24 protein-coding genes are annotated in these 20082 nt (G+C 61.0%); 16 read left to right on the top strand and 8 right to left on the bottom strand.

Going from position 1 to position 20082, the window contains the following annotated elements:
• Positions 1-385, top strand: a 385-nt coding sequence (locus ABI660_RS18815; RefSeq protein ID WP_348070942.1) for a transposase, incomplete at its 5' end; no start/stop codon positions are given.
• Between the two features lie 39 nt (positions 386-424).
• Positions 425-1111: a GNAT family protein gene (locus ABI660_RS18810; protein ID WP_348070940.1), complete on the top strand. Its 687-nt coding sequence runs from the start codon at positions 425-427 to the stop codon at positions 1109-1111.
• A 318-nt stretch (positions 1112-1429) separates the two neighbouring features.
• Here ABI660_RS18810 and ABI660_RS18805 read toward each other — a convergent pair whose 3' ends face one another.
• On the bottom strand, positions 1430-2176 hold the full coding sequence (locus tag ABI660_RS18805; protein WP_348070938.1) for an SDR family oxidoreductase: 747 nt from the start codon (positions 2174-2176) through the stop codon (positions 1430-1432).
• 105 nt (positions 2177-2281) lie between these two features.
• Between ABI660_RS18805 and ABI660_RS18800 the strand changes: the two genes are divergently transcribed.
• The 3 genes from ABI660_RS18800 to ABI660_RS18790 all read left to right on the top strand — a co-directional run bounded on the left by ABI660_RS18800 (position 2282) and on the right by ABI660_RS18790 (position 4539).
• Positions 2282-2884, top strand: coding sequence for a 2-hydroxychromene-2-carboxylate isomerase (locus ABI660_RS18800; protein WP_348070936.1), 603 nt, complete (start codon positions 2282-2284; stop codon positions 2882-2884).
• Positions 2885-2931: 47 nt separating this feature from the next.
• A complete protein-coding gene (locus ABI660_RS18795) occupies positions 2932-3621 on the top strand; it encodes a dienelactone hydrolase family protein (protein ID WP_348070934.1) in 690 nt (229 codons plus the stop codon).
• Positions 3622-3693: 72 nt separating this feature from the next.
• The gene (locus ABI660_RS18790) at positions 3694-4539 is read left to right on the top strand and encodes an amidohydrolase (protein WP_348070932.1); all 846 of its coding nucleotides are present in this window, start codon (positions 3694-3696) and stop codon (positions 4537-4539) included.
• Between the two features lie 19 nt (positions 4540-4558).
• Here the strand turns inward: ABI660_RS18790 and ABI660_RS18785 are convergent, their stop codons facing one another.
• Genes ABI660_RS18785 through ABI660_RS18775 form a run of 3 tightly spaced genes read right to left on the bottom strand, consistent with a single transcriptional unit; the run spans position 4559 to position 5908 of the window.
• Positions 4559-4942, bottom strand: coding sequence for a TfoX/Sxy family protein (locus ABI660_RS18785; protein WP_348070930.1), 384 nt, complete (start codon positions 4940-4942; stop codon positions 4559-4561).
• 7 nt (positions 4943-4949) lie between these two features.
• Positions 4950-5324, bottom strand: a complete 375-nt coding sequence (locus tag ABI660_RS18780; protein ID WP_348070928.1) for a nuclear transport factor 2 family protein — start codon at positions 5322-5324, stop codon at positions 4950-4952.
• The gene (locus ABI660_RS18775) at positions 5321-5908 is read right to left on the bottom strand and encodes a TetR/AcrR family transcriptional regulator (RefSeq protein WP_348070926.1); all 588 of its coding nucleotides are present in this window, start codon (positions 5906-5908) and stop codon (positions 5321-5323) included. Before ABI660_RS18775 ends, ABI660_RS18780 begins: the two co-directional genes overlap by 4 nt.
• Before the next feature lie 102 nt (positions 5909-6010).
• Between ABI660_RS18775 and ABI660_RS18770 the strand changes: the two genes are divergently transcribed.
• Positions 6011-6661: a glutathione S-transferase family protein gene (locus tag ABI660_RS18770; protein WP_348070924.1), complete on the top strand. Its 651-nt coding sequence runs from the start codon at positions 6011-6013 to the stop codon at positions 6659-6661.
• Positions 6662-6680: 19 nt separating this feature from the next.
• On the opposite strand, the gene ABI660_RS18765 is transcribed toward ABI660_RS18770, so the two are convergent.
• Genes ABI660_RS18765 through hemB form a run of 4 tightly spaced genes read right to left on the bottom strand, consistent with a single transcriptional unit; the run spans position 6681 to position 10269 of the window.
• Positions 6681-7259: a DUF1003 domain-containing protein gene (locus ABI660_RS18765; protein WP_348070922.1), complete on the bottom strand. Its 579-nt coding sequence runs from the start codon at positions 7257-7259 to the stop codon at positions 6681-6683.
• A 38-nt stretch (positions 7260-7297) separates the two neighbouring features.
• On the bottom strand, positions 7298-8038 hold the full coding sequence (locus tag ABI660_RS18760; protein WP_348070920.1) for a DUF72 domain-containing protein: 741 nt from the start codon (positions 8036-8038) through the stop codon (positions 7298-7300).
• An 11-nt stretch (positions 8039-8049) separates the two neighbouring features.
• Positions 8050-9201 (bottom strand): magnesium transporter CorA family protein, encoded by a 1152-nt coding sequence (locus tag ABI660_RS18755; protein ID WP_348070918.1) that lies wholly within the window; start codon positions 9199-9201, stop codon positions 8050-8052.
• A gap of 60 nt (positions 9202-9261) precedes the next feature.
• Positions 9262-10269: a porphobilinogen synthase gene (gene hemB, locus ABI660_RS18750; protein WP_348070916.1), complete on the bottom strand. Its 1008-nt coding sequence runs from the start codon at positions 10267-10269 to the stop codon at positions 9262-9264.
• Positions 10270-10899: 630 nt separating this feature from the next.
• Between hemB and ABI660_RS18745 the strand changes: the two genes are divergently transcribed.
• From ABI660_RS18745 to rpsJ, 10 genes are all read left to right on the top strand, one after another.
• Positions 10900-11328: a CopD family protein gene (locus tag ABI660_RS18745; protein WP_348070915.1), complete on the top strand. Its 429-nt coding sequence runs from the start codon at positions 10900-10902 to the stop codon at positions 11326-11328.
• A 138-nt stretch (positions 11329-11466) separates the two neighbouring features.
• Positions 11467-12582: a VanZ family protein gene (locus ABI660_RS18740; protein ID WP_348070913.1), complete on the top strand. Its 1116-nt coding sequence runs from the start codon at positions 11467-11469 to the stop codon at positions 12580-12582.
• Positions 12579-12953 carry a (2Fe-2S) ferredoxin domain-containing protein gene (locus tag ABI660_RS18735; protein WP_348070911.1) on the top strand — a complete coding sequence of 125 codons (375 nt, stop codon included), beginning with the start codon at positions 12579-12581 and terminating at the stop codon, positions 12951-12953. Before ABI660_RS18740 ends, ABI660_RS18735 begins: the two co-directional genes overlap by 4 nt.
• A 118-nt stretch (positions 12954-13071) precedes the next feature.
• Positions 13072-13695 (top strand): alpha/beta fold hydrolase, encoded by a 624-nt coding sequence (locus ABI660_RS18730; protein WP_348070909.1) that lies wholly within the window; start codon positions 13072-13074, stop codon positions 13693-13695.
• Between the two features lie 85 nt (positions 13696-13780).
• On the top strand, positions 13781-14989 hold the full coding sequence (locus ABI660_RS18725) for a D-alanyl-D-alanine carboxypeptidase family protein (protein WP_348070907.1): 1209 nt from the start codon (positions 13781-13783) through the stop codon (positions 14987-14989).
• A gap of 167 nt (positions 14990-15156) precedes the next feature.
• Positions 15157-15534: a 30S ribosomal protein S12 gene (rpsL, locus tag ABI660_RS18720; RefSeq protein ID WP_348070905.1), complete on the top strand. Its 378-nt coding sequence runs from the start codon at positions 15157-15159 to the stop codon at positions 15532-15534.
• A 202-nt stretch (positions 15535-15736) separates the two neighbouring features.
• Entirely contained in the window at positions 15737-16210 is a 474-nt protein-coding gene (gene rpsG / locus ABI660_RS18715; protein ID WP_348070903.1) for a 30S ribosomal protein S7, read from the top strand.
• 195 nt (positions 16211-16405) lie between these two features.
• The gene (gene fusA, locus ABI660_RS18710) at positions 16406-18508 is read left to right on the top strand and encodes an elongation factor G (protein ID WP_348070901.1); all 2103 of its coding nucleotides are present in this window, start codon (positions 16406-16408) and stop codon (positions 18506-18508) included.
• Between the two features lie 145 nt (positions 18509-18653).
• Entirely contained in the window at positions 18654-19844 is a 1191-nt protein-coding gene (gene tuf / locus ABI660_RS18705; protein WP_348070899.1) for an elongation factor Tu, read from the top strand.
• A gap of 27 nt (positions 19845-19871) precedes the next feature.
• The coding region (rpsJ, locus tag ABI660_RS18700; protein ID WP_348070897.1) for a 30S ribosomal protein S10 at positions 19872-20082 on the top strand (211 nt) is incomplete at its 3' end.

Genomic DNA, 20082 nt, shown 5'->3' with positions numbered 1-20082 from the left:
GACGGGCCTGCACTACCAGAGGTACACGGCCAAAGCAGCGGACTGCAACGCCTGCAAACTCAGCGGTCAATGCTTCAAGGGCCCGATCAAACCCAATCACGGACGAGGCCGACAGGTCACCCGCTTTGAGCCCAAGCAAAAAGACCCGAGCAACCCCAGTGAGCTCATGCGCCGGGCGATTGATTCACCCAGGGGCAGGAAGCTCTACAGCCAGCGTATTGGCACGGTGGAGCCGGTGTTTGGCAACATCCGGCACAACAAGCGGTTGACCCGCCTGAACCACCGGGGACGCGTCAAGGTCAACACGCAGTGGAACCTGTACTGCATGGTGCACAACATCGAGAAGCTGGCCAAGACGAGCCTGGGGCAGCAGAGGGGCAGATAAGGCACATCAAGGGCAAGAGGCTGTCCATTGAGGCTAAAAATGGGAGAAATTGCGGCACACTTCGGGCATGAGAGCTCAGATCTTGAACACCAACCCGAGAAACGTGCAAAGCCAAATTGGGGTGCGCGGAAAACGGGTTTATTTACAGCCTCGTTAGACCGCACTATGGGGCCCTTCCCGCAACTTGAAACCCAGAATCTCGCTTTGCGGGAGATTGCTGAAGCTGATGCCGCGAATTTGTTGAGCATTCATGGTGACCCCGAACACATGAAATGGTTTGGTTCGGATCCCTTGGCCGACATCAATGGGGCGAAAAAACTGGTTCAGACGTTTGCCAAGTGGCGCGAGGAGCCTGCATCCGGCACTCGCTGGGGCATACAGCTGAAAAGCACGCCGGGCCTCATCGGAACCTGCGGACTGTTCCGCTGGAATCGAAGCTGGAGAACTTGCGTGGTGGGGTACGAGATCTCTCCGTTGCATCAAGGACGCGGTCTTATGAAAGAGGCGCTGGCTGCAGTTTTTGAATGGGGATTCGAGGAGATGGAGTTGAACCGAGTGGAAGCACAAGTGCATCCGGAAAACCGAGCGTCCCTGGCATTGCTGAGGAGGTTTGGTTTCGTCGAGGAAGGGCGCCTGCGAGAAATTGGCTATTGGGCGGGGTTGCACCATGACTTGATGCTGCACTCCCTTCTGAAGCAGGAGTGGAGGAGCGGCCGTGCGATCTAACAGGTCGTTCGACACGGACGCGCATGTGTTTCCGTGCGCTTCGCGCACTCACTTCGCGTGCGCCGGTCAACGCCGACATTAAACCTGTCCGGCAGCGACGGATTGAACGGCTGTTTTCTCTATCAAGTTAAGACCGCTTTCGCAACATAGAAGTCGTTGGGCTTGTCATCGCCGGGTTGGACCTCCGGTTCGAGCCTCGGACGGGATGCCGATCAGGACTCGAACTCGCGAGCGGTGAATGGCCAAAAAAAAAAGCAGTTCAGGCAGGTAAGCCAAGCGACTAGAGCTGTCGCTTGCTGCGCATAAGCGCGCGCCTACCTACCTGCCGCCCGCTACATCCAGAAAGGCTCCTGTGGTGTAGCTGGAATCCTCCGACAGCAGCCACACAATGGCCTGCGCTACTTCGCCGGCGGTGCCCGCCCGCTGCATGGGCACCTGCGGCGCCAGGTCGCGCGCTCGCTCGGGTAGGCCGCCCGAGGCGTGGATTTCTGTCTCGATGATGCCGGGCCGCACCGCGTTGACGCGAATGCCTTCGGTGGCGACCTCCTTGGCCAGCCCGACGGTGAAGGTGTCGATGGCGCCCTTGGCGGCCGCGTAGTCCACATACTGGCCAGGCCCGCCCAGGCGCGCCGCGGCGCTGGACACGTTGACAATCGCGCCGCCCGCACCGCCGTAGCGCGTGCTCATGCGTTTGACGGCTTCGCGTGCGCAGACCATGGCGCCTATGACGTTGATGTCAAACATGCGCTTGAGCCGCGCCACGCTCATGCCATCTACGCGCTCCGTGCGGTCCACCACACCGGCGTTGTTGACCAGCGCGGTCAGGCGGCCGAGTTTGGCGCCCACCTTGTCGAACATGGCCAGCACCTGGCTTTCCTCGGCCACGTCCGCCTGCACGGTGATGGCCGTGCCGCCGCCCTGGCGTATCTGCCGAACCACTTCGTCGGCTGCCAGCGAGTTGGCGGTGTAGTTCACCGCCACGGCGTAGCCGGCGCGGGCGGCCAAAAGGGCGGTGGCTGCGCCTATGCCGCGCGAGGCGCCCGTGATCAGGACAATTTGGGACAAGACCGGTCTCCAGCAATAAAGTGCAATCCCGGGTACAACCCGTGGTTGACCGAATCTACCTCAATCGGGCGCAGCAGCTAAGACGATTTACTTTCAGGAGACACCATGAGCATCAGCATCGACTATTACTTCACCCCGCAAAGCCCCTGGACCTACCTGGGCCACGACCGTTTTGTGCAAATTGCCCGTGCGGCCGGCGCCGCAGTGCGGGTGCTGCCGGTGGACTTCGGGAAAATTTTCCCGGCCTCCGGCGGCTTGCCGCTGGGCCAGCGCGCGCCGCAGCGCCAGGCCTACCGGCTGGTGGAACTGCAGCGTTTCGGCGAGCACCTGCAAATTCCGCTGAATCGCCAGCCTAAATACTTTCCCGTGGGTGGCGACCCGGCCGCGCGCCTGATCACCACGGTGGACCAGCAGGACGGCAGCGCCGCGGCCCTGGCCCTGTGCGGCGCCATTTTCCGGGCGGTCTGGGCCGAAGAGCGCGACATTACCAGCGAGCAGGTGCTCGCAGAAATCCTGCACGCCAGCGGCCTGGACGCTGGGCGGTTGGCGCAGTCACACAGCCCGGCTGTGCAGCAGCTGTATGAAGCGCACACCCAGCAGGCGTTGGACGCGGGTGTGTTTGGCGCCCCCAGCTATGTGGTGGAAGGCGAGATTTTCTGGGGCCAGGACCGCCTGGACCTGCTTGAGAAAAAACTCGCCGCCGAGTAAATTGAATCGTTCACCCCCATCCCGACACTTATCAGGAGATTTTCACCATGGGTAAATTCATCGACCTCCAATCCGCAGACGGTTTTGTTTTCCCGGCCTATGTGGCTGAACCGGCTGGCAAGCCGAAAGCCGCCGTGGTGGTGGTGCAGGAAATTTTCGGCGTCAACTCGCACATCCGCTCCGTCGCTGACGGCTACGCGGCTGCCGGTTACCTGGCCGTGGCACCAGCCACTTTCCACCGCGTCCAGCAGGGTGTGGACACCGGCTACACCGACGCCGACATGAAAGCCGGCATGGCGCTGAAGGCCGCGGTGGAGGCCTTGCCGCCACCGGGTGTGCTGCAGGACGTGCAGGCGGCCATCAACCACGCGGCACAAACCAGCGGCGGCAAAGTCGGTATTGTTGGTTATTGCTGGGGCGGCCTGCTGACCTGGCGCGCGGCCTGCACCTTGTCCGGCTTGTCCGCGGCCGTGCCGTATTACGGCGGGGGCATGACAGCGGGCGACGAGCCTGCCCGCAAACCGGCCTGTCCGGTGATGGTGCACTTCGGCGACCAGGACCACTGGATTCCGCTGGACACCGTCGAAGCTTTTAAAAAAGCCCAACCCGGCGTGCAGGTACATGTCTACGAGGCCAACCACGGCTTCAACTGCGACCAGCGCGGCTCCTACAACGAGGCGGCGGCCACCCTGGCCAGGGCGCGAACGCTGGAGTTTTTCGCCAAATACCTGGGTTGAACTGTGGATAGCCCGCGTTTCAAGTGTTTTTGGCCTCTAGCCCTTGATTGGCGGGCACCAGTAGCTATTATTTTGATAGTGTCTGCAGCCTGCGCGCAGGCCGCAGACTACAGCGGCCCCCTGTTTGATGCGCACCTGCACTACAACGAGGAAGCCTGGAACGGCAGCGTAGGGCCACATGGCCCTGCCGATGTGCTGGCGCGCATGCAGCGCAACGGCGTCAAGGCCATCGTTGCCAACTCGCGGCCCAATGACGGCACCAAAGCGCTGGCCTCGCTCGAGCAGACCAAACAGGCCGGCGTCACCGTCGTGCCTTTTATCCGCCTGTACCGCAACCGCGCCGATTACACAAACTGGTTTCGCGACGAAACGATTTACGAGATGGTGCTGTCCGAATTTGCGCGCGGCGTGACCGGCAGCCAGGCTGGTCCGTACAAAGGGATTGGTGAATTTCATCTGTATGACAGCGCCAATGCCAACGGAGCAGTCGCCAAAAAGCTGATGCAGTTTGCCGAGAGGAACAACCTGGCCATCCTTTCGCATGTGGACGACGTGGCGATCGACCTGCTGATGGCGCATGCGCCCAGAGCGCGGCTGATCTGGGCGCACACCGGCATAGGCGGTGCACCGGCGGCGCGTGTGGACGCGCTGTTTACGCGTTACCCCACGCTGATGGGAGAGTTGTCCTACCGCCCGAGTTTGACCTGCGACGGCGGCAAGCTGTGCCCCGAGTGGCGCGCGCTGCTGCTCAAGTACCCCACGCGTTTCATGATCGGCTCGGACACCTGGGTCAACCAGCGCTGGCAATACTACGACGAACTCATGAAGGGCTACCGCGCCTGGCTCGGCGACCTGCCCCCCGATGTCGCGCGCAAAATCGCCTGGGACAACGGTGCCGGCCTGTTCGGACTGAAGTAAGCTTGCCGTGCGCCCACTCTCACGCCACGGCAGGTTTTGACCGCCGGGCCCGCGCAACAGCGGGGCGGCGTGTACGCAATGCGGCTGCATAGGCCTGGCGCGCCCAGACCAGCAGCATTTGGGCGTCGTCCCGGGCCTCGGCCGGTGCTTCGTAATAACTGGCCACGGTGATGCGCCCGGCCCGGGTAGCGTAGGAAAACGGGGCGAGCGCCAGTGCTTCAAAGCGGGGACGTGTTTCGCTGTCGGTGCGCAGGTACAGCGTTCCCTTCATGATGAAGCCGAAATACACCCCACCAAGAACCAGCCCGGCACCGCCGAAGAACTTTTTCACCTCGATTTTCCCCATGGTGCCGAGGCTGTCGGCTATCTCCGCTGCATGCCCCAGCGCAAGGTGGACGGTCATGGCGTCCTCATCGCGCAGCTTCGATGGCGGAATCGAAAAAACCGGTGATGTGCTGCAAGCGCCCGTCCGGACTCAGCGCGGCAAAACTTTTTCCCGACTGCAGCACGGCGTTGCCTGTGCCTCGAAGTTCCCACACGCTCAGGCTGCGGCCATGGTGTTCGGCGGCGCTCAGGATGTGGAACTGCGCACCAGACATCGCGCCCTGAAAGCCGCCCATGTAGGCCGACAGCGCAGCTTGGCCCACAAGCTGTCCATTGACGTCGCTGTAGCTGCAGTCTTCATGCAGGCAGGCTTGCAGTTCAGAGGCGCGTGTTGCCGGGTCTGCCGACCAGATGCCGGCGTAACGTGTCCACAAGGCGTGGGGTGTCATGTTTGGTGTCATGTTGATTTTCCTTCCAGGGTGTTGAATTCGAGGTCTATGGCTTGCTTGAGCTTGCGTTTGTCGTAACCGGCGCGGACCAGTACCAGCAAGCCCTGGTAGAAGGCCACCAGTCTCAAGGCGGCAATGGCGGGGTTGAGCCCTTGGGGCAAGCGCTTTTCTTTTTTTGCGTCTTCCAGGCGTTGCTGCAGCGCGGCGCGCAGGATCTCAAAGGCCTCAGCCAGGGCGTCTGCCGGCAGCGTGCCGCCGCTGCCGAACTCGATGGCCGAGTTCGTGATCAGGCAGCCGTGGCTTGCCCCGCCCGGCTCCCGCAGCAGGGACTGGAACAGCGCGCGCATGCCGGCAAGACCTTTGTCCGGGCTGGCATAGCTGGCAATGCGCGACTGAAGCACCTCTTGCAGGTAGTGGGCAAACGAGGCCTTGAACAGGCCGGCTTTGTCCCCGTAGGTGTTGTAGATGCTGCCGGCGCTCAGGCCGGTTGCTTCCTCTAGCGTGCGGATTGAAATGGTGGCGTACCCGGTGCGGCGAAATGCATGCATGGCTCCGCCGAGTACATCGTTTTCATCAAAGGCGCGTGGTCTTGGCATGTGGTCTTTTAATTTGGATTGTCCATTCTAGAATATTCGTTCTAGAATTGATTGTCAACCGGTTGCGGGTTGTGTGCCGGATCTGTGCGGTAGCATTGACTCATGATCCAGCTCTACTACGACCCCAGCACCGCGTCCATGGTGCCGCACATTGTGCTCGAAGAAATCGGTGTGCCTTACCAGCGCGTGCTGGTGGACCGCATGCAAAACGCGCACAAGTCGCCGGACTACCTCCGGCTCAATCCGAACGGTCTGATCCCGCTGCTGGTCGATGGCGACCTGGTGCTGTATGAAACCGCGGCTATCTGCCTGCATCTCTGCGACACGCATCCGCAGGCAACATTGGCTCCTCCACTGGCCAGCATCGAACGCGCCCATTTCTACAAGTGGCTGATGTGGCTGACCAACACCCTGCAAGCCACGCTGATCATGTATTTCTACTCGGATCGTTTTGTGGCGCCGGGGAACGCGGCTGGTGCCGCCGAGGTCAAGGCGCAGGCCGAAATCAAGGTCGGCGGCATGCTGGACCAGCTCGACGCCGAATTGGCGCGCCATGGCGGCCCCTGGTTCATTGGTGAGAAATACAGCGCACTGGACGCTTATGTGCTGACCTTGTGCCGTTGGACGCGCAATTTCCAGTCGCCCGCCGCGCGCACGCGTCCGCATCTTGGGCCTTACCTGCAGCGCGTGCTGGCGCGGCCCGCGGTGTTGCGGGTTTTTGAAGCAGAGCAGCTCGCGCAACCCTGGGTCTGAGTGGCGCTGCAGGGCCCGCCTAACGAGGTACCTGGGAATCGTCGCGCTGTACCTGCTCGATCTGCTCTACCAGCGCTTCCGGATGTGTCGCCTTCTTCAGGATGCGCATCGTGGGATCGTCGTCCACGGACACACCCACTTTTGTGGCGATGCGCTCCAGGATCTGCAGCATCTTGGTATTTTCCTGCTCAGTCAGCAGGTTGATCTGCAGGTCCAGCTGGTTGCGCCGGTCGCTGGTTCGCAGCTCATAGTTCTGGCTGATCAGGATGAAGGTCGACAGGAAGATGGCTTCGAGCGACACCACCAGCGTGAGGAAAGTGAAGGGGTAAGGATCGAAGTGGGGCAGTGCGGGGATGGAATTGAAAAGCAGCCAGATGCTAAATAGCACCACGTGCACCGCCACAAAAGTCATGGAACCGCAAAACCGGGCGATGAAACCGGCGATGCGGTCGGAGAAGCTGCGGGATGCGAGTGCGGCCTCTTCAAGGCGTCGCATGGCCTGCACGTTCTGGCGGGTCAGGTCGTCAACGCATGCCGGCTCTGCGGCGGACCCGGGATCACCGTAAGGGGCGGATCTGGCTGTGGCGGCTGGGTTCATCGCAACTCCTTCGGTTTGCGGCGGAGGAAATGCCGCTGTCAGGGGTCCGGATCCTGTACGGCGCGGCTGGTGTAGAGGGCATTTTCTGTGGCCGCGCCTAAAGCGGTATTGTCAAAAATGCACCAGACCGTGTCAGCCGCCGCCGCTTCCAGGGTGACTCGCTTGGCCAGCCGGTCCAGCAGGGTCTGGCTGTACGGCGAGTAGTAAATGCGCGGCGACCCATGCAAGCGCAGGTAGACCAGACCGGGCCAACCGCCGGGCCTCGCCCCTGCCTCAAACAGCACCGGGTCGGCCAGCACGCGGGCCACCTCAAACGAACGCAGCAGCGTTTCGGCGGAAGCGTCGAACCAGCTGGCATGCCGGGGCTCGAGTGCGACGGGCCCCGCGTGCTGTTTCCTCAAGGTTTGCAGAAAATCCGACGCCACGCGGGCGTCCAGTGCCAGGCTGGGTGGCAGCTGCACCAACAGGCAACCCAGCCGGTCGCCAAGGTTGCGTGCCTGGGCCAGGAAGCTGCCCAGCAGCGCCTCGCAGTCGTGCAGGCGCTTTTCATGGGTGATGGTTTTGGGCAGCTTGACCGAAAAGCGAAAGCCCGCCGGCACGCTGGCGGCCCAGCGTGCGTAGGTGGCGCTTTGGTGCGGCCGGTAGAACGAAGAATTGATTTCCACCGCGTTGAAGCGCTGGGCGTAACGCTGCAGATGGGTGCCGGTGTCGGGAAACTGCGGCCAGTGTTCCCGTGGAAGGCTCCAGCCCGCACAACCGATACGCACCTCCGCCGCCATGCCCCGGGTTCCTAACGCTTACTTCTGGCCAGGTAGCGCTTACGCCAGAAGATGGACACGACGACCACCACCAGCAGCACCATGAAGCCGGTGGTCCACCAGAAACCGCTGGTCTGGTGAATCAGAGGCATGAATTCGAAGTTCATGCCGAAAAAGCCGGTGATCAGGTTCAGCGGCAAAAACACGGCGGTCAACGCAGTCAGCGTGCGCATGATGTCGTTCGTGCGGTTGCTCTGGGCACTGAAATGGATCTGCACCACCGTTTCGGCGGATTGTTCCAGCCGGCGCGCGTGATGTACGACGCGCTGGATGTGTTCAATCACGTCACGCGCTCGCGCGACCATCTGGTCGCGCCGGGTTTGCGCCAGCTGGTCATCGGCGGCAAAAGAAGACATCGGTTGCTCGCGCAGCGAGTCAAGCCACTCCTGCATCGCGTCATGCTGCTCGTCGCACAGATCTTCCAGTACGTGCAACTGGCTGCGCGCACCCATCAGCGAGCCCCAGTTGATGAACCGCGAGTCAGGTTTGAGCAGCTCGCCCTGCCAGTGCTCGAGCTGGGTGGTGAGCTCCTTGCGCACATCCAGGTAGCTGTCCACCATGGCGTTGACCATGCGCAGCGTCAGGTCCGCAGGGCTGGGAGGAATGCGGCTGCGTGCCGACACGCTGTCCACACTGAAGCGGGCGTCGGTCAGTGAGCGCTGGATAAAACTTTTGGCGGTATAACACCCGCGCGGGTGCACGCTGATCAGCAGCCGGTCAAACACCGCAAACCCGACGGCCTTCGAGCTGATGCGATTGAAGGCGGTAAGCCCGCCACGCGGTTTGGGGCGCGGCCGTTCACCCTGGCCTTCGGAGGCCCCGACTGCTTCCTGTTCGGTTTCGGCCCGGGTTTCCGCCTGCGTTGCGAGCCGGCGGAAGATGATCAGGTCGTAGATCGAGGTGTAGTCATAGTGCGAAGGATGGGAGGGGTTGGCCAGGTCCTTGCAGTGCAGGTCCAGCAGGGCAGAGCGGCCCAGTTGCAGCGCCGCCTGCTGCAGGAGCGCCTGGTGGGTTTCGAATTCGTCGCGATCAAGAAACAACCAGACAAAACCATCCGACGGCGCCTGCGCCGGCAGGGTGTCGGAGAAGCGCAGGCTGTCGGCGGTGAATTCAACAATTTGCACGGTGTCTGTCCGGTTGGTGGTCAAATCGGGTTCTAGCCCCTGTCTGTTGGGTGCAAGTAGCTATCTTTTTTGTAGCAAACGTGCTGCCGCCATGGCGAAGTAAGTGAGCACGCCGTCGGCACCCGCGCGCTTGAAAGCCAGCAGGCTTTCCATCATCACCGCGTCATGGTCAAGCCAGCCGTTCTGCGCGGCCGCCTTGAGCATCGCGTATTCACCGCTGACCTGGTAGGCAAAAGTCGGCACCCCGAATTCGTCCTTCACGCGCCGCACCACGTCCAGATAAGGCATGCCGGGTTTGACCATCACCATGTCGGCGCCCTCGGCAATGTCCATGGCCACTTCGCGCAAGGCTTCGTCGCTGTTGCCCGGGTCCATCTGGTAAACCTTCTTGTCGGCCTTGCCCAGATTGCCCGCCGAGCCGACCGCATCGCGAAACGGGCCGTAAAACGCGCTCGCGTATTTGGCGCTGTAAGCCATGATGCGCGTGTGGATCAGCTTGCGCGATTCGAGCGCCTGGCGGATCGCGCCAATGCGGCCGTCCATCATGTCGCTGGGCGCGACGATGTCCACGCCGGCTTCGGCCTGGGCCAGTGCCTGCCCGACCAGCAGCTCAATGGTTTCGTCGTTCAGGATGTAACCGGTTTCCTTGTCAGGCAGGCCGTCCTGGCCGTGGCTGGTGAAGGGGTCGAGCGCCACGTCGGTCATCACGCCGAGTTCGGGAAACCGCTTTTTCAGTTCACGCACCACACGCGGCACCAGGCCGTCAGGGTTCAGGGCTTCCTTGCCATCGTAAGTCTTGAGCGAACCGTCGATCACCGGAAACAGAGCCATCACCGGGATACCCAGCTGCACGCACTCTTCGGCCACCGGCAGCAGCAAGTCCAAGCTCAGGCGCTCCACACCGGGCATGGATGCGATGGCCTCGCGGCGCTGGCTTCCTTCTGTGACAAACACTGGGTAGATCAGGTCGTGCACACCGAGCGCGTTTTCGCGCACAAGGTTGCGCGTGAAGCTGTCGCGGCGCAGGCGACGCGGGCGGCCGAGCGGGTAGGGGGCGTAGGAAGTCATGGGCAAATTGTGCCAAAGCTTTGCCAGGGGCGATGAATGCTCTTTCGGGCCGCTGCTTTGTGCGCTGCCGCACAGAGGCGCCACTGAGGTGCCACTGAGGTGCAATAGCTAGCGAAACTATCGGATACTTTCGCCCGACAGCCCTTGTCATTGGCTTCGGGGCGTGGTTAGAATGCGGGCGTGTTCTCACCTTTTGGTGGGAGCATCCCGCTTTTCCTCCCTGAGCGGGTGCCTTTAGTGTCACAGCAAAAAGGCTTCCAGGCCCGGCTGACCTAGCGTCACCCGGGCATTTTTTTGTTCCGCGCATTCATAAATCCGTTTTCCGGGCGAATCGCCGCGTTACGCGGTGCTCGGAATCCTCATGCACGCAAGTGCATTCCGGTGTCCTGCGCTCCGGGCGCCTTGCGCTTCATCCCGGCAAACGAATTTCTGAATACGCGGCGGCCCAGGGGTAATTCCCCGCATCACGCGAAATGAAAACTGGGGCGCAGCAACGGATGGGGAGGTCTTAGACCAGCAGGGGCCGCGGGACTGGCTTCGCCAGACCGCAGGCGCAGCGGCCCCCTCGGGGGGCAGCGCATTACACGAAGCCGCAGGCGAAGTGAAAAGCGTGGGGGCTAAACTACGCCGATGCTCTGGGTCAAATCACTTCACATTGTTTTTGTTGTCAGCTGGTTTGCGGGCCTGTTTTACCTGCCGCGCATTTTTGTGAATCTGGCGATGGTGCCGGCTGAAAGTGTGGCCGAGCATGCACGGCTGATACTGATGGCGCGCAAGCTGCTTCGCTTCACCACGCTTCTGGCGGTGCCGGCACTGGGCTTTGGCCTCTGGTTATGGTTGGGCTACGGTATCGGGCGCGGCCCCGGCAATGGCTGGATGCACGCCAAGCTCGTCGTCGTCGCCTTGGCGCTCGGCTACCACCATGCCTGCGCCCGCATCCTCGGAAAGTTTGTGGCCCAGCGCAATACGCGCAGCCACCGCTGGTTCCGCTTCTTCAATGAGGTGCCGGTGCTCCTGTTGCTCGCGGCCGTCGTGCTGGTGGTCGTCAAGCCGTTTTAGTACACAGGACGACACCGCGTGAAGTCCTCCCTCCCACCAGCAGACGCGAGCGAACCGGCTTCGCCGGGCGCCATGCGTCGCCCCCTGCAGGGGGGAAAGGAACTACACGGAGCAAAGCGAAGTGAGGACGATGGGGGTGTGCCAACTACCTCTTGGCCCCTGGCGCTAGCCACGGTTTGCCTGATTGTGTATGCCAGCCTCTACCCCTTTACCGGCTGGCGCAACCAGGGCATCTCGCCGCTGACTTTCCTGACGGCGCCCTTGCCGCGCTACTGGACCGGTTTTGATGTGGGCGTCAACCTCGCCGGCTACGCACCGCTGGGTTTCCTGCTGGCCCTGGCCGCACTGCGCAGCGGCCGCGCGCGATGGGCTGTCAGTTTGGCGGTACTCGGTGCAGGCGTCCTCTCGCTGGGGATGGAAACGCTGCAAAGCTACCTGCCTGTTCGCATCCCTTCGAATGTGGACTTTGCCCTGAACGTGGCCGGTGCCTGGCTTGGGGCGTGTACGGCGTGGTTGCTGGAGAAGGCGGGCGCGTTGGACCGGTGGAGCCGGGTCCGGGCGCGCTGGTTTGTCAGCGATGCCAGCGGCGCACTCGTGCTGCTGGCCCTGTGGCCGGTGGCGCTGTTGTTTCCGGCTTCGGTGCCACTGGGCCTGGGCCAGGTGCTGGAGCGGCTGGAGTACACACTGGCCGATGCCTTGGTTGACACACCGTTCCTCGAGTGGCTGCCGGTGCGTGATATTGAGCTGCAGCCGTTGGTGCCCGGCGCCGAAGTGATTTGTGTGGCGCTGGGCGCGCTGATTCCCTGTCTGCTTGGCTACAGCGTGGTGCGTACCCTGGCACAACGCACCCTCTTTCTGGTGCTGACCTTGCTGGTCGGTATTGCTTCGACCGCCCTGTCCGCCGCGCTCAGTTATGGCCCCGACCATGCCTGGGCCTGGCTGGACCTTCCGGTGCGTGTCGGCCTGGTGATGGGCGGCGTGCTGGCCTTGCTGTTGCTGCCGGTGCCGCGCCGGGGCAGCGCCGCCCTGCTGTTGCTGGCCTTGAGTGTTCATTTGTCCCTGCTCAACCAGGCGCCGATGGGTCCTTATTTTGCGGAGACCCTGCAGATCTGGGAGCAGGGACGGTTTATCCGTTTCAATGGCCTTGCGCAATGGCTGGGCTGGCTCTGGCCGTATGCGGTGCTGCTGTATCTGCTGGTGCGCCTGTCCGGCCGCAGGCCCAGCGAGCTCGCGGAAAGTAAAATCGGCCCATGACCCTCCCCAGCATGAAAGAAAGCGCGGCACCGGCTGCGCCAACGAACGCTTATTACGAGCGGCACATTTTTTTCTGCCTGAACCAGCGCCACAACGGAGAAGACAGCTGCGCCAACCACAAGGCCCAGGAAGGCTTCGACCGCTGCAAGGCCCAGGTCAAGGCCGCCGGGCTGGCCGGCCCCGGCAAAGTACGCGTCAACAAGGCCGGCTGCCTGGACCGATGTGCGGCCGGTCCGGTGGCGGTGGTGTATCCCGACGCCGTCTGGTACACCTATGTGGATGCTCAGGACATCGACGAAATCGTCGAGTCGCACCTGAAAAATGGCCAGGTGGTCGAGCGGCTGCTCACGCCCGCGCATTTGGGGCGCTGATTCGGCGCAACATGGCCACGAGCAGTACGTTAAGCATGTTTTATGGCTCTAGCCCTTATGTGGCGGGCGCAAACAGCTATATTTTTGGTAGCAATCGGGGTTGGACTGGATTTTCCTCATGAACGCACAAACCCAGAAAAGCAGTGTGGCCGGCCCGGCTGGCGCGCTGGAGGCCGCGCTTGATGCGCCTGCCGGCGCGTCGTCGCGAGGCGTGGTTGTGATTGCGCATCCGCACCCGCTGTTTGGCGGCACGATGGACAACAAGGTGGTGCAGACGCTGGCGCGCGCCTTCACCCAGGCCGGCTGGACCGCTGTGCGTTTCAATTTTCGCGGTGTCGGCGCCAGCGAGGGCGCGCACGACGAAGGCCGCGGCGAGATCGACGACATGTTGGCGGTGGTGCAGCAGATGGCGCCTGACGGCGAGCTGGCGCTGGCCGGTTTTTCCTTTGGCGCGTTTGTGACTTCGCATGTTTTTGAGCGCCTGCATGCATCTCGCACCATTGCCAGGCTGGTGTTGGTGGGCACGGCAGCCAGCCGCTTTGCGGTTGCGCCTATTCCCGAGGCAGCACACGGGCGGACGCTGGTGATCCATGGCGAACAGGACGACACGGTGCCGCTGCAATCGGTGCTGGACTGGGCGCGTCCGCAGGTACTGCCTGTTACGGTTGTCCCCGGGGTCGGGCATTTCTTTCATGGACAATTGCCACTTCTGAAAAATTTGGTGGCGCGCCACCTCAGCTGACTTTTCAGGTTGGCTTCGGGCTTTCGGCTTTTGCCGTCTGCGTATGTTTTTCCATCCGTTTTTCATTTCCAGGTCTATTTCCTCCATGCTTTCCCTGCACCGTTTTCCGTCTGCTTTTCGTGGCTTTGCCTCCTCGCTGGTGCTGCTTTCTTCCCTGGTCGTGCCGCTATCGGTGCAAGCCCAGATGCCGCAGCCGCCCGAAGTGGCTGCCCGCTCCTACCTGCTGCTCGATGTCACGGCGAATCAGATCCTGGCCGCCAAGGACATCGACTCTCCCGTCGAGCCTGCATCGCTGACCAAACTGATGACGGAATACCTGGTGTTCGATGCGCTCAAGTCCAAAAAAATCACCCTCAAGCAGACTTTGCCCGTCAGCGAGCGCGCCTGGAAAATGCCGGGCTCGCGCATGTTCATTGACCCCAAGATGCAGGTGCCCGTGGAAGATCTGATCAAGGGCATGGTGGTGCAGTCGGGCAACGACGCCACCATGGCGCTGGCTGAAGGTGTGGGCGGCAGCGCCGAAAATTTTGTTCGCCTGATGAACGAACAGGCCAAGGCCCTGGGCATGAAGTCCACAAGCTACAAAAATCCGGAAGGCCTGACCGAGCCGGGCCACACCACCACGGCTCGCGACCTGAGCATCCTGTCGACCCGTCTGATGCAGGACTTTCCCGACTACATGGGTTTTTCGGCGATCAAAAAGTACCGTTACGCCGGCACGCCGGCCGCCAACGACACCAACCGCAACACCCTGCTGTTTCGCGACCCCACGGTCGATGGCCTGAAAACCGGCCACACGGCCGCGGCCGGCTACTGCATGATCGCCACCGCCAAACGCGACTTTCCAAACCTGGGTGCCGCTGGTGCGCCGGGCGGCCGGCGTCTGGTGGCCATCGTGCTGGGCGCTGCTAGCGACAGTGCCCGCGCCAATGAATCGCAAAAACTGCTGAATTGGGGCTACACCGCCTTCGAGGCGGTCAAGCTGTTCGACGCCGGCCAGGCCGTGGCTTCGCCCAATGTCTGGAAAGGCCGGTCCGGCACCGTCAAGCTCGGCCGGCCCGAAGCCATCGTGATTGCCATCACTGCCGGCAGCTCTGCCAAGGTCCAGACCCAGGTCGCCAGGCCCGACCCCCTGGTTGCGCCTTTCACCAAGGGGCAGGTGATCGGAACGCTCAAAGTCAATCTGGGCGGCGGCGAGACGGTCATCGACATCCCGCTGGTGGCGCTGGAAACCGTTGAAGAAGCCGGCATTCTGGGCCGGGCCTGGGATTCGATCCGGCTCTGGATCAAATAACAGGCCGGCCCCCACGAAAGGGTGCTTCAAACCGGGTGAATTTGCAGATGATCATCCAAACTGCTACACTCGAGGGCTTTTCCGGAATTTCCGGGGAGATTCACGTTTTCACGTAAATAGTCAACTATTTAGTCAAGTCAGAAATCAGACGTTTAGGGACGTTTTAAATGCCAACCATTAATCAGCTAGTCACTCAGGGACGCCAGGTCGAAAAGATCAAGTCCAAGAGCCCTGCGATGGAGAATTCTCCACAGCGGCGCGGTGTGTGCACCCGTGTGTACACCACAACCCCCAAGAAACCAAACTCCGCTCTGCGTAAAGTCGCCAAGGTGCGCCTGACCAACGGGTTCGAGATCATTTCCTACATCGGCGGCGAAGGCCACAACCTGCAGGAACATAGCGTGGTGCTGGTTCGCGGCGGTCGTGTCAAAGACTTGCCCGGTGTGCGTTACCACATCGTCCGTGGCTCGCTCGATCTGCAAGGCGTGAAAGACCGCAAGCAGTCGCGCTCCAAGTACGGTGCGAAGAAGCCAAAGGCTAAATAAGCCAAACCGGCTCGGGTTTTATCGCCCGCGCCAGAGGATGTCGTCATGACGTCTTCAAAACAGGTGTTTGAATCGCCCTGGCAGGTGTTTCAAGCGAAGTGACCCAAGTGCAAATTGTTTGTACCGGTCGAGTAAGTGAGGGTTTTGATAACTCTCGCGGTGCTGCCAAAAGCGGTGCCAACTGAAGCAAAGAGGTGAAAAAATGCCACGTCGTCGCGAAGTCCCTAAACGTGAAATTCTTCCTGATCCAAAATTTGGCGATGTTGATCTCGCCAAGTTCATGAACGTGATCATGCAAGGCGGCAAAAAGGCCGTCGCCGAGCGCATCATTTATGGCGCGCTCGATTTGATCGAGAAAAAGAACCCCGGCAAAGATCCGCTGGAAGCGTTCCACATGGCCATCGGCAACATCAAGCCCATGGTTGAAGTGAAGTCCCGTCGCGTTGGTGGTGCGAACTACCAGGTGCCGGTTGAAGTGCGTCCTGTCCGCCGCATGGCTTTGGCGATGCGCTGGCTGAAAGAAGCAGCCAAGAAGCGTGGCGAAAAATCCATGTCCCTGCGTCTGGCCAACGAGCTGATGGAAGCTACCGAAGGCCGTGGCGGCGCCATGAAAAAGCGTGACGAAGTTCACCGCATGGCCGAAGCCAACAAGGCATTCAGCCACTTCCGCTTCTAATTTTCGTTGCATGTCCGCTGCGCGGAAGTGACGTGTTGCCTGATGGCCCGAGACGCTGCCGGCGTCTTGACTCCTGAGGGTTCAACCCCATTTTCTGCGGGCTGCATGCAAAACGTGCAGCCCGCAGACGCGTAGAAAAACAAAAAAAGTTTTTGGCAACGAGTCCTTGTTCGTCTTTCGAACTGAAAGTAATTTATGTCCCGCGCTACCCCCATTCAAAACTACCGCAACATTGGTATTTCCGCGCACATCGACGCAGGCAAGACCACCACCACCGAGCGGATCCTCTTTTATACCGGCGTGAACCACAAAATTGGTGAAGTGCATGACGGCGCTGCCACCATGGACTGGATGGAGCAGGAGCAGGAGCGCGGCATCACGATTACTTCCGCTGCAACCACTTGCTTCTGGAAGGGCATGGACACGTCCCTGCCTGAGCACCGCATCAACATCATCGACACGCCGGGCCACGTTGACTTCACGATTGAAGTCGAGCGCTCCATGCGCGTGCTGGACGGCGCCTGCATGGTGTACTGCGCCGTGGGCGGTGTGCAGCCCCAGTCGGAAACCGTCTGGCGCCAGGCCAACAAGTACAAGGTGCCGCGTCTGGCTTTTGTGAACAAGATGGACCGTACCGGTGCCAACTTTTTCAAGGTTGTGGACCAGATGAAGCTGCGCCTGAAGGCCAGCCCTGTGCCCATGGTGATTCCTATTGGTGCCGAGGAAAACTTCACCGGCGTGGTCGATCTGCTGAAGATGAAAGCCATCATCTGGGATGAGGCCTCACAAGGCATGAAGTTCACCTACAGCGAAATTCCGGCCGAGCTGCTCGAACTGGCCAAGGAATGGCGCGAGAAAATGGTTGAGGCTGCTGCCGAATCATCTGAAGAGTTCATGAACAAATACCTTGAAGAAGGTGATTTGAGCGAAGAAGAGATCAAGCTCGGCATCCGCACGCGCACCATTGCCAGCGAAATCCAGCCGATGTACTGCGGCTCCGCGTTCAAGAACAAGGGCGTGCAGCGCATGTTGGACGCCGTGATTGAATTCATGCCGTCGCCTGTCGATATTCCGCCTGTCAAGGGCATGGATGAAGACGAAGCGCCTGTGACCCGCCGTGCGGACGACGCAGAGAAGTTTTCTGCACTTGCCTTCAAGCTGATGACCGACCCGTTTGTGGGCCAGCTCACCTTTGTGCGCGTGTATTCCGGCGTCCTGAAAAAGGGTGACAGTGTTTACAACCCGATCAAGGGCAAGAAAGAGCGTATCGGCCGTATCGTGCAGATGCACGCCAACAACCGTGAAGAAGTCAGCGAAATCCGCGCCGGCGATATCGCCGCCTGTGTCGGCCTGAAAGACGTGACCACGGGTGAGACCCTGTGCGATCCAGATGCGATCGTCATGCTCGAACGTATGGTATTCCCTGAGCCTGTGATTACGCAGGCCGTGGAGCCCAAGACCAAGGCTGACCAGGAAAAAATGGGCATTGCCCTGCAGCGTCTGGCGCAGGAAGACCCGTCTTTCCGCGTCAAGACCGACGAAGAGTCCGGCCAGACCCTGATTGCCGGCATGGGCGAGCTGCATCTGGAAATTATTGTTGACCGCATGAAGCGCGAATTCGGCGTGGAAGCCAACGTGGGCAAGCCGCAGGTGGCATACCGCGAAACCATCCGCAAGACCGTGGAAGACGCCGAAGGCAAGTTCGTGCGCCAGTCCGGCGGCAAGGGCCAGTATGGCCACGTTGTGCTCAAGATCGAACCCAATGAAATGGGCAAGGGCATTGAGTTCATCGACGCCATCAAGGGCGGCGTGGTTCCGCGTGAATACATCCCTGCTGTGGAAAAAGGCATTCACGAGGCCGTGACCACGGGCGTGCTGGCCGGGTACCCGGTGGTGGACGTCAAGGTCACGCTGCATTTCGGTTCCTACCACGATGTGGACTCGAACGAAATGGCCTTCAAGATGGCTGCGATCTTCGGTTTCAAGGAAGGCTGCCGCAAAGCCAGCCCGGTGATCCTGGAACCCATGATGGCCGTTGAGGTGGAAACGCCTGAAGACTACGCTGGCAACGTGATGGGCGATCTGTCCTCACGCCGCGGCATGGTGCAGGGCATGGAAGACATGGTTGGTGGCGGCAAGGCCATCAAGGCCGAAGTGCCACTGTCCGAGATGTTCGGTTATTCGACCACGCTGCGTTCGATGTCGCAGGGTCGCGCTACCTACACCATGGAGTTCAAGCATTACTCCGAGGCTCCGCGCAATGTGTCCGAAGCCATCATGGCTGCGCGCGCCAAGTAAGTAAACCGGTGCCGGCTCCGCAAGGGCCGGCATCCCTCTTTTCCTGTCTGCGATTGTGTGCCCCTCACTGCCCGTGGTGATGGAACAAGCAACACAGTGCAAACGTTAAACCATACACGGGCACGTTCTTTATCTGGAGTTAAAAATGGCAAAAGGCAAATTTGAGCGGACCAAACCGCACGTCAACGTCGGCACGATTGGGCACGTTGACCATGGCAAGACCACCCTGACAGCGGCGATCACGACCGTGCTCGCAGCCAAATTCGGCGGCGAAGCCAAAGGCTACGACCAAATTGACGCGGCCCCCGAAGAAAAGGCCCGCGGCATCACCATCAACACCGCCCACGTCGAATACGAAACGGCCAACCGCCACTACGCCCACGTGGACTGCCCCGGCCACGCCGATTATGTGAAAAACATGATCACCGGCGCTGCCCAGATGGACGGCGCCATTTTGGTGTGTTCCGCCGCTGACGGCCCCATGCCCCAGACCCGCGAGCACATCCTGCTGGCCCGCCAGGTCGGCGTGCCTTACATCATCGTGTTCCTGAACAAGTGCGACATGGTCGACGACGCCGAGCTGCTCGAACTCGTTGAAATGGAAGTGCGCGAGCTCCTCGACAAATACGACTTCCCCGGCGACAAGACCCCCATCATCCACGGCAGCGCCAAGCTCGCCATGGAAGGCGACAAAGGTCCCCTCGGCGAAGAGGCCATCATGAAGCTGGCCGACGCCCTGGACACCTACATCCCCCTGCCAGAGCGCGCTGTTGACGGCGCCTTCCTGATGCCCGTCGAAGACGTGTTCTCCATCTCCGGCCGCGGCACCGTCGTGACCGGCCGTGTCGAGCGCGGTGTGGTCAAGGTTGGCGAAGAAATCGAGATTGTTGGTATCGCTGATACGCAAAAAACCATCTGCACCGGCGTGGAAATGTTCCGCAAGTTGCTCGACCAGGGCCAGGCCGGCGACAACGTCGGTATCCTGCTGCGCGGCACCAAGCGTGAAGACGTTCAGCGTGGTCAGGTCCTGTGCAAGCCAGGTTCGATCAAGCCGCACACCCATTTCACCGGCGAGATCTACGTTCTGTCCAAGGACGAAGGCGGCCGCCACACACCTTTCTTCAACAACTACCGTCCCCAGTTCTACTTCCGCACGACGGACGTGACCGGTGCGATCGAGTTGCCAGAAGGCAAGGAAATGGTCATGCCAGGCGACAACGTGTCGATCACCGTCAAGCTGATCAACCCGATCGCCATGGAAGAAGGCCTGCGTTTTGCCATCCGCGAGGGCGGCAAGACCGTCGGCGCTGGTGTTGTGGCCAAGATCATTGCGTAATTCTGAAGAACATCAAGGAATTACAAAATGGCCACCAAGCAAAAAATCCGCATTCGCCTGAAAGCGTTTGACTACAAGCTGATCGACCAGTCGGCAGCCGAAATCGTTGACACCGCCAAGCGCACCGGCGCGATCGTCAAGGGCCCCGTGCCCCTGCCGACCCGCATGAAGCGTTTTGACATTCTGCGTTCGCCCCACGTCAACAAGACGAGCCGCGACCAGCTGGAAATCCGCACGC

It is taken from the genome of Polaromonas sp. (genome assembly GCF_039930745.1).
Taxonomy (GTDB): domain Bacteria; phylum Pseudomonadota; class Gammaproteobacteria; order Burkholderiales; family Burkholderiaceae_C; genus Polaromonas.
Note: the sequence above shows the minus strand (reverse complement) of the source record. Positions and strands in the feature narration are given on the sequence as shown.

Coding starts and splice junctions, on each gene's coding strand:
- ABI660_RS18735 (WP_348070911.1), top strand. CDS start 12,579: ATGACCCTCCCCAGCATGAAAGAAAGCGCGGCACCGGCTGCGCCAACG.
- ABI660_RS18795 (WP_348070934.1), top strand. CDS start 2,932: ATGGGTAAATTCATCGACCTCCAATCCGCAGACGGTTTTGTTTTCCCG.
- tuf (WP_348070899.1), top strand. CDS start 18,654: ATGGCAAAAGGCAAATTTGAGCGGACCAAACCGCACGTCAACGTCGGC.
- ABI660_RS18765 (WP_348070922.1), bottom strand. CDS start 7,259: ATGAACCCAGCCGCCACAGCCAGATCCGCCCCTTACGGTGATCCCGGG.
- ABI660_RS18730 (WP_348070909.1), top strand. CDS start 13,072: ATGAACGCACAAACCCAGAAAAGCAGTGTGGCCGGCCCGGCTGGCGCG.
- ABI660_RS18760 (WP_348070920.1), bottom strand. CDS start 8,038: ATGGCGGCGGAGGTGCGTATCGGTTGTGCGGGCTGGAGCCTTCCACGG.
- ABI660_RS18775 (WP_348070926.1), bottom strand. CDS start 5,908: ATGCCAAGACCACGCGCCTTTGATGAAAACGATGTACTCGGCGGAGCC.
- fusA (WP_348070901.1), top strand. CDS start 16,406: ATGTCCCGCGCTACCCCCATTCAAAACTACCGCAACATTGGTATTTCC.
- ABI660_RS18725 (WP_348070907.1), top strand. CDS start 13,781: ATGCTTTCCCTGCACCGTTTTCCGTCTGCTTTTCGTGGCTTTGCCTCC.
- ABI660_RS18780 (WP_348070928.1), bottom strand. CDS start 5,324: ATGACACCAAACATGACACCCCACGCCTTGTGGACACGTTACGCCGGC.
- ABI660_RS18800 (WP_348070936.1), top strand. CDS start 2,282: ATGAGCATCAGCATCGACTATTACTTCACCCCGCAAAGCCCCTGGACC.
- hemB (WP_348070916.1), bottom strand. CDS start 10,269: ATGACTTCCTACGCCCCCTACCCGCTCGGCCGCCCGCGTCGCCTGCGC.
- ABI660_RS18745 (WP_348070915.1), top strand. CDS start 10,900: ATGCTCTGGGTCAAATCACTTCACATTGTTTTTGTTGTCAGCTGGTTT.
- ABI660_RS18770 (WP_348070924.1), top strand. CDS start 6,011: ATGATCCAGCTCTACTACGACCCCAGCACCGCGTCCATGGTGCCGCAC.
- ABI660_RS18785 (WP_348070930.1), bottom strand. CDS start 4,942: ATGACCGTCCACCTTGCGCTGGGGCATGCAGCGGAGATAGCCGACAGC.
- ABI660_RS18810 (WP_348070940.1), top strand. CDS start 425: ATGGGAGAAATTGCGGCACACTTCGGGCATGAGAGCTCAGATCTTGAA.
- rpsG (WP_348070903.1), top strand. CDS start 15,737: ATGCCACGTCGTCGCGAAGTCCCTAAACGTGAAATTCTTCCTGATCCA.
- rpsL (WP_348070905.1), top strand. CDS start 15,157: ATGCCAACCATTAATCAGCTAGTCACTCAGGGACGCCAGGTCGAAAAG.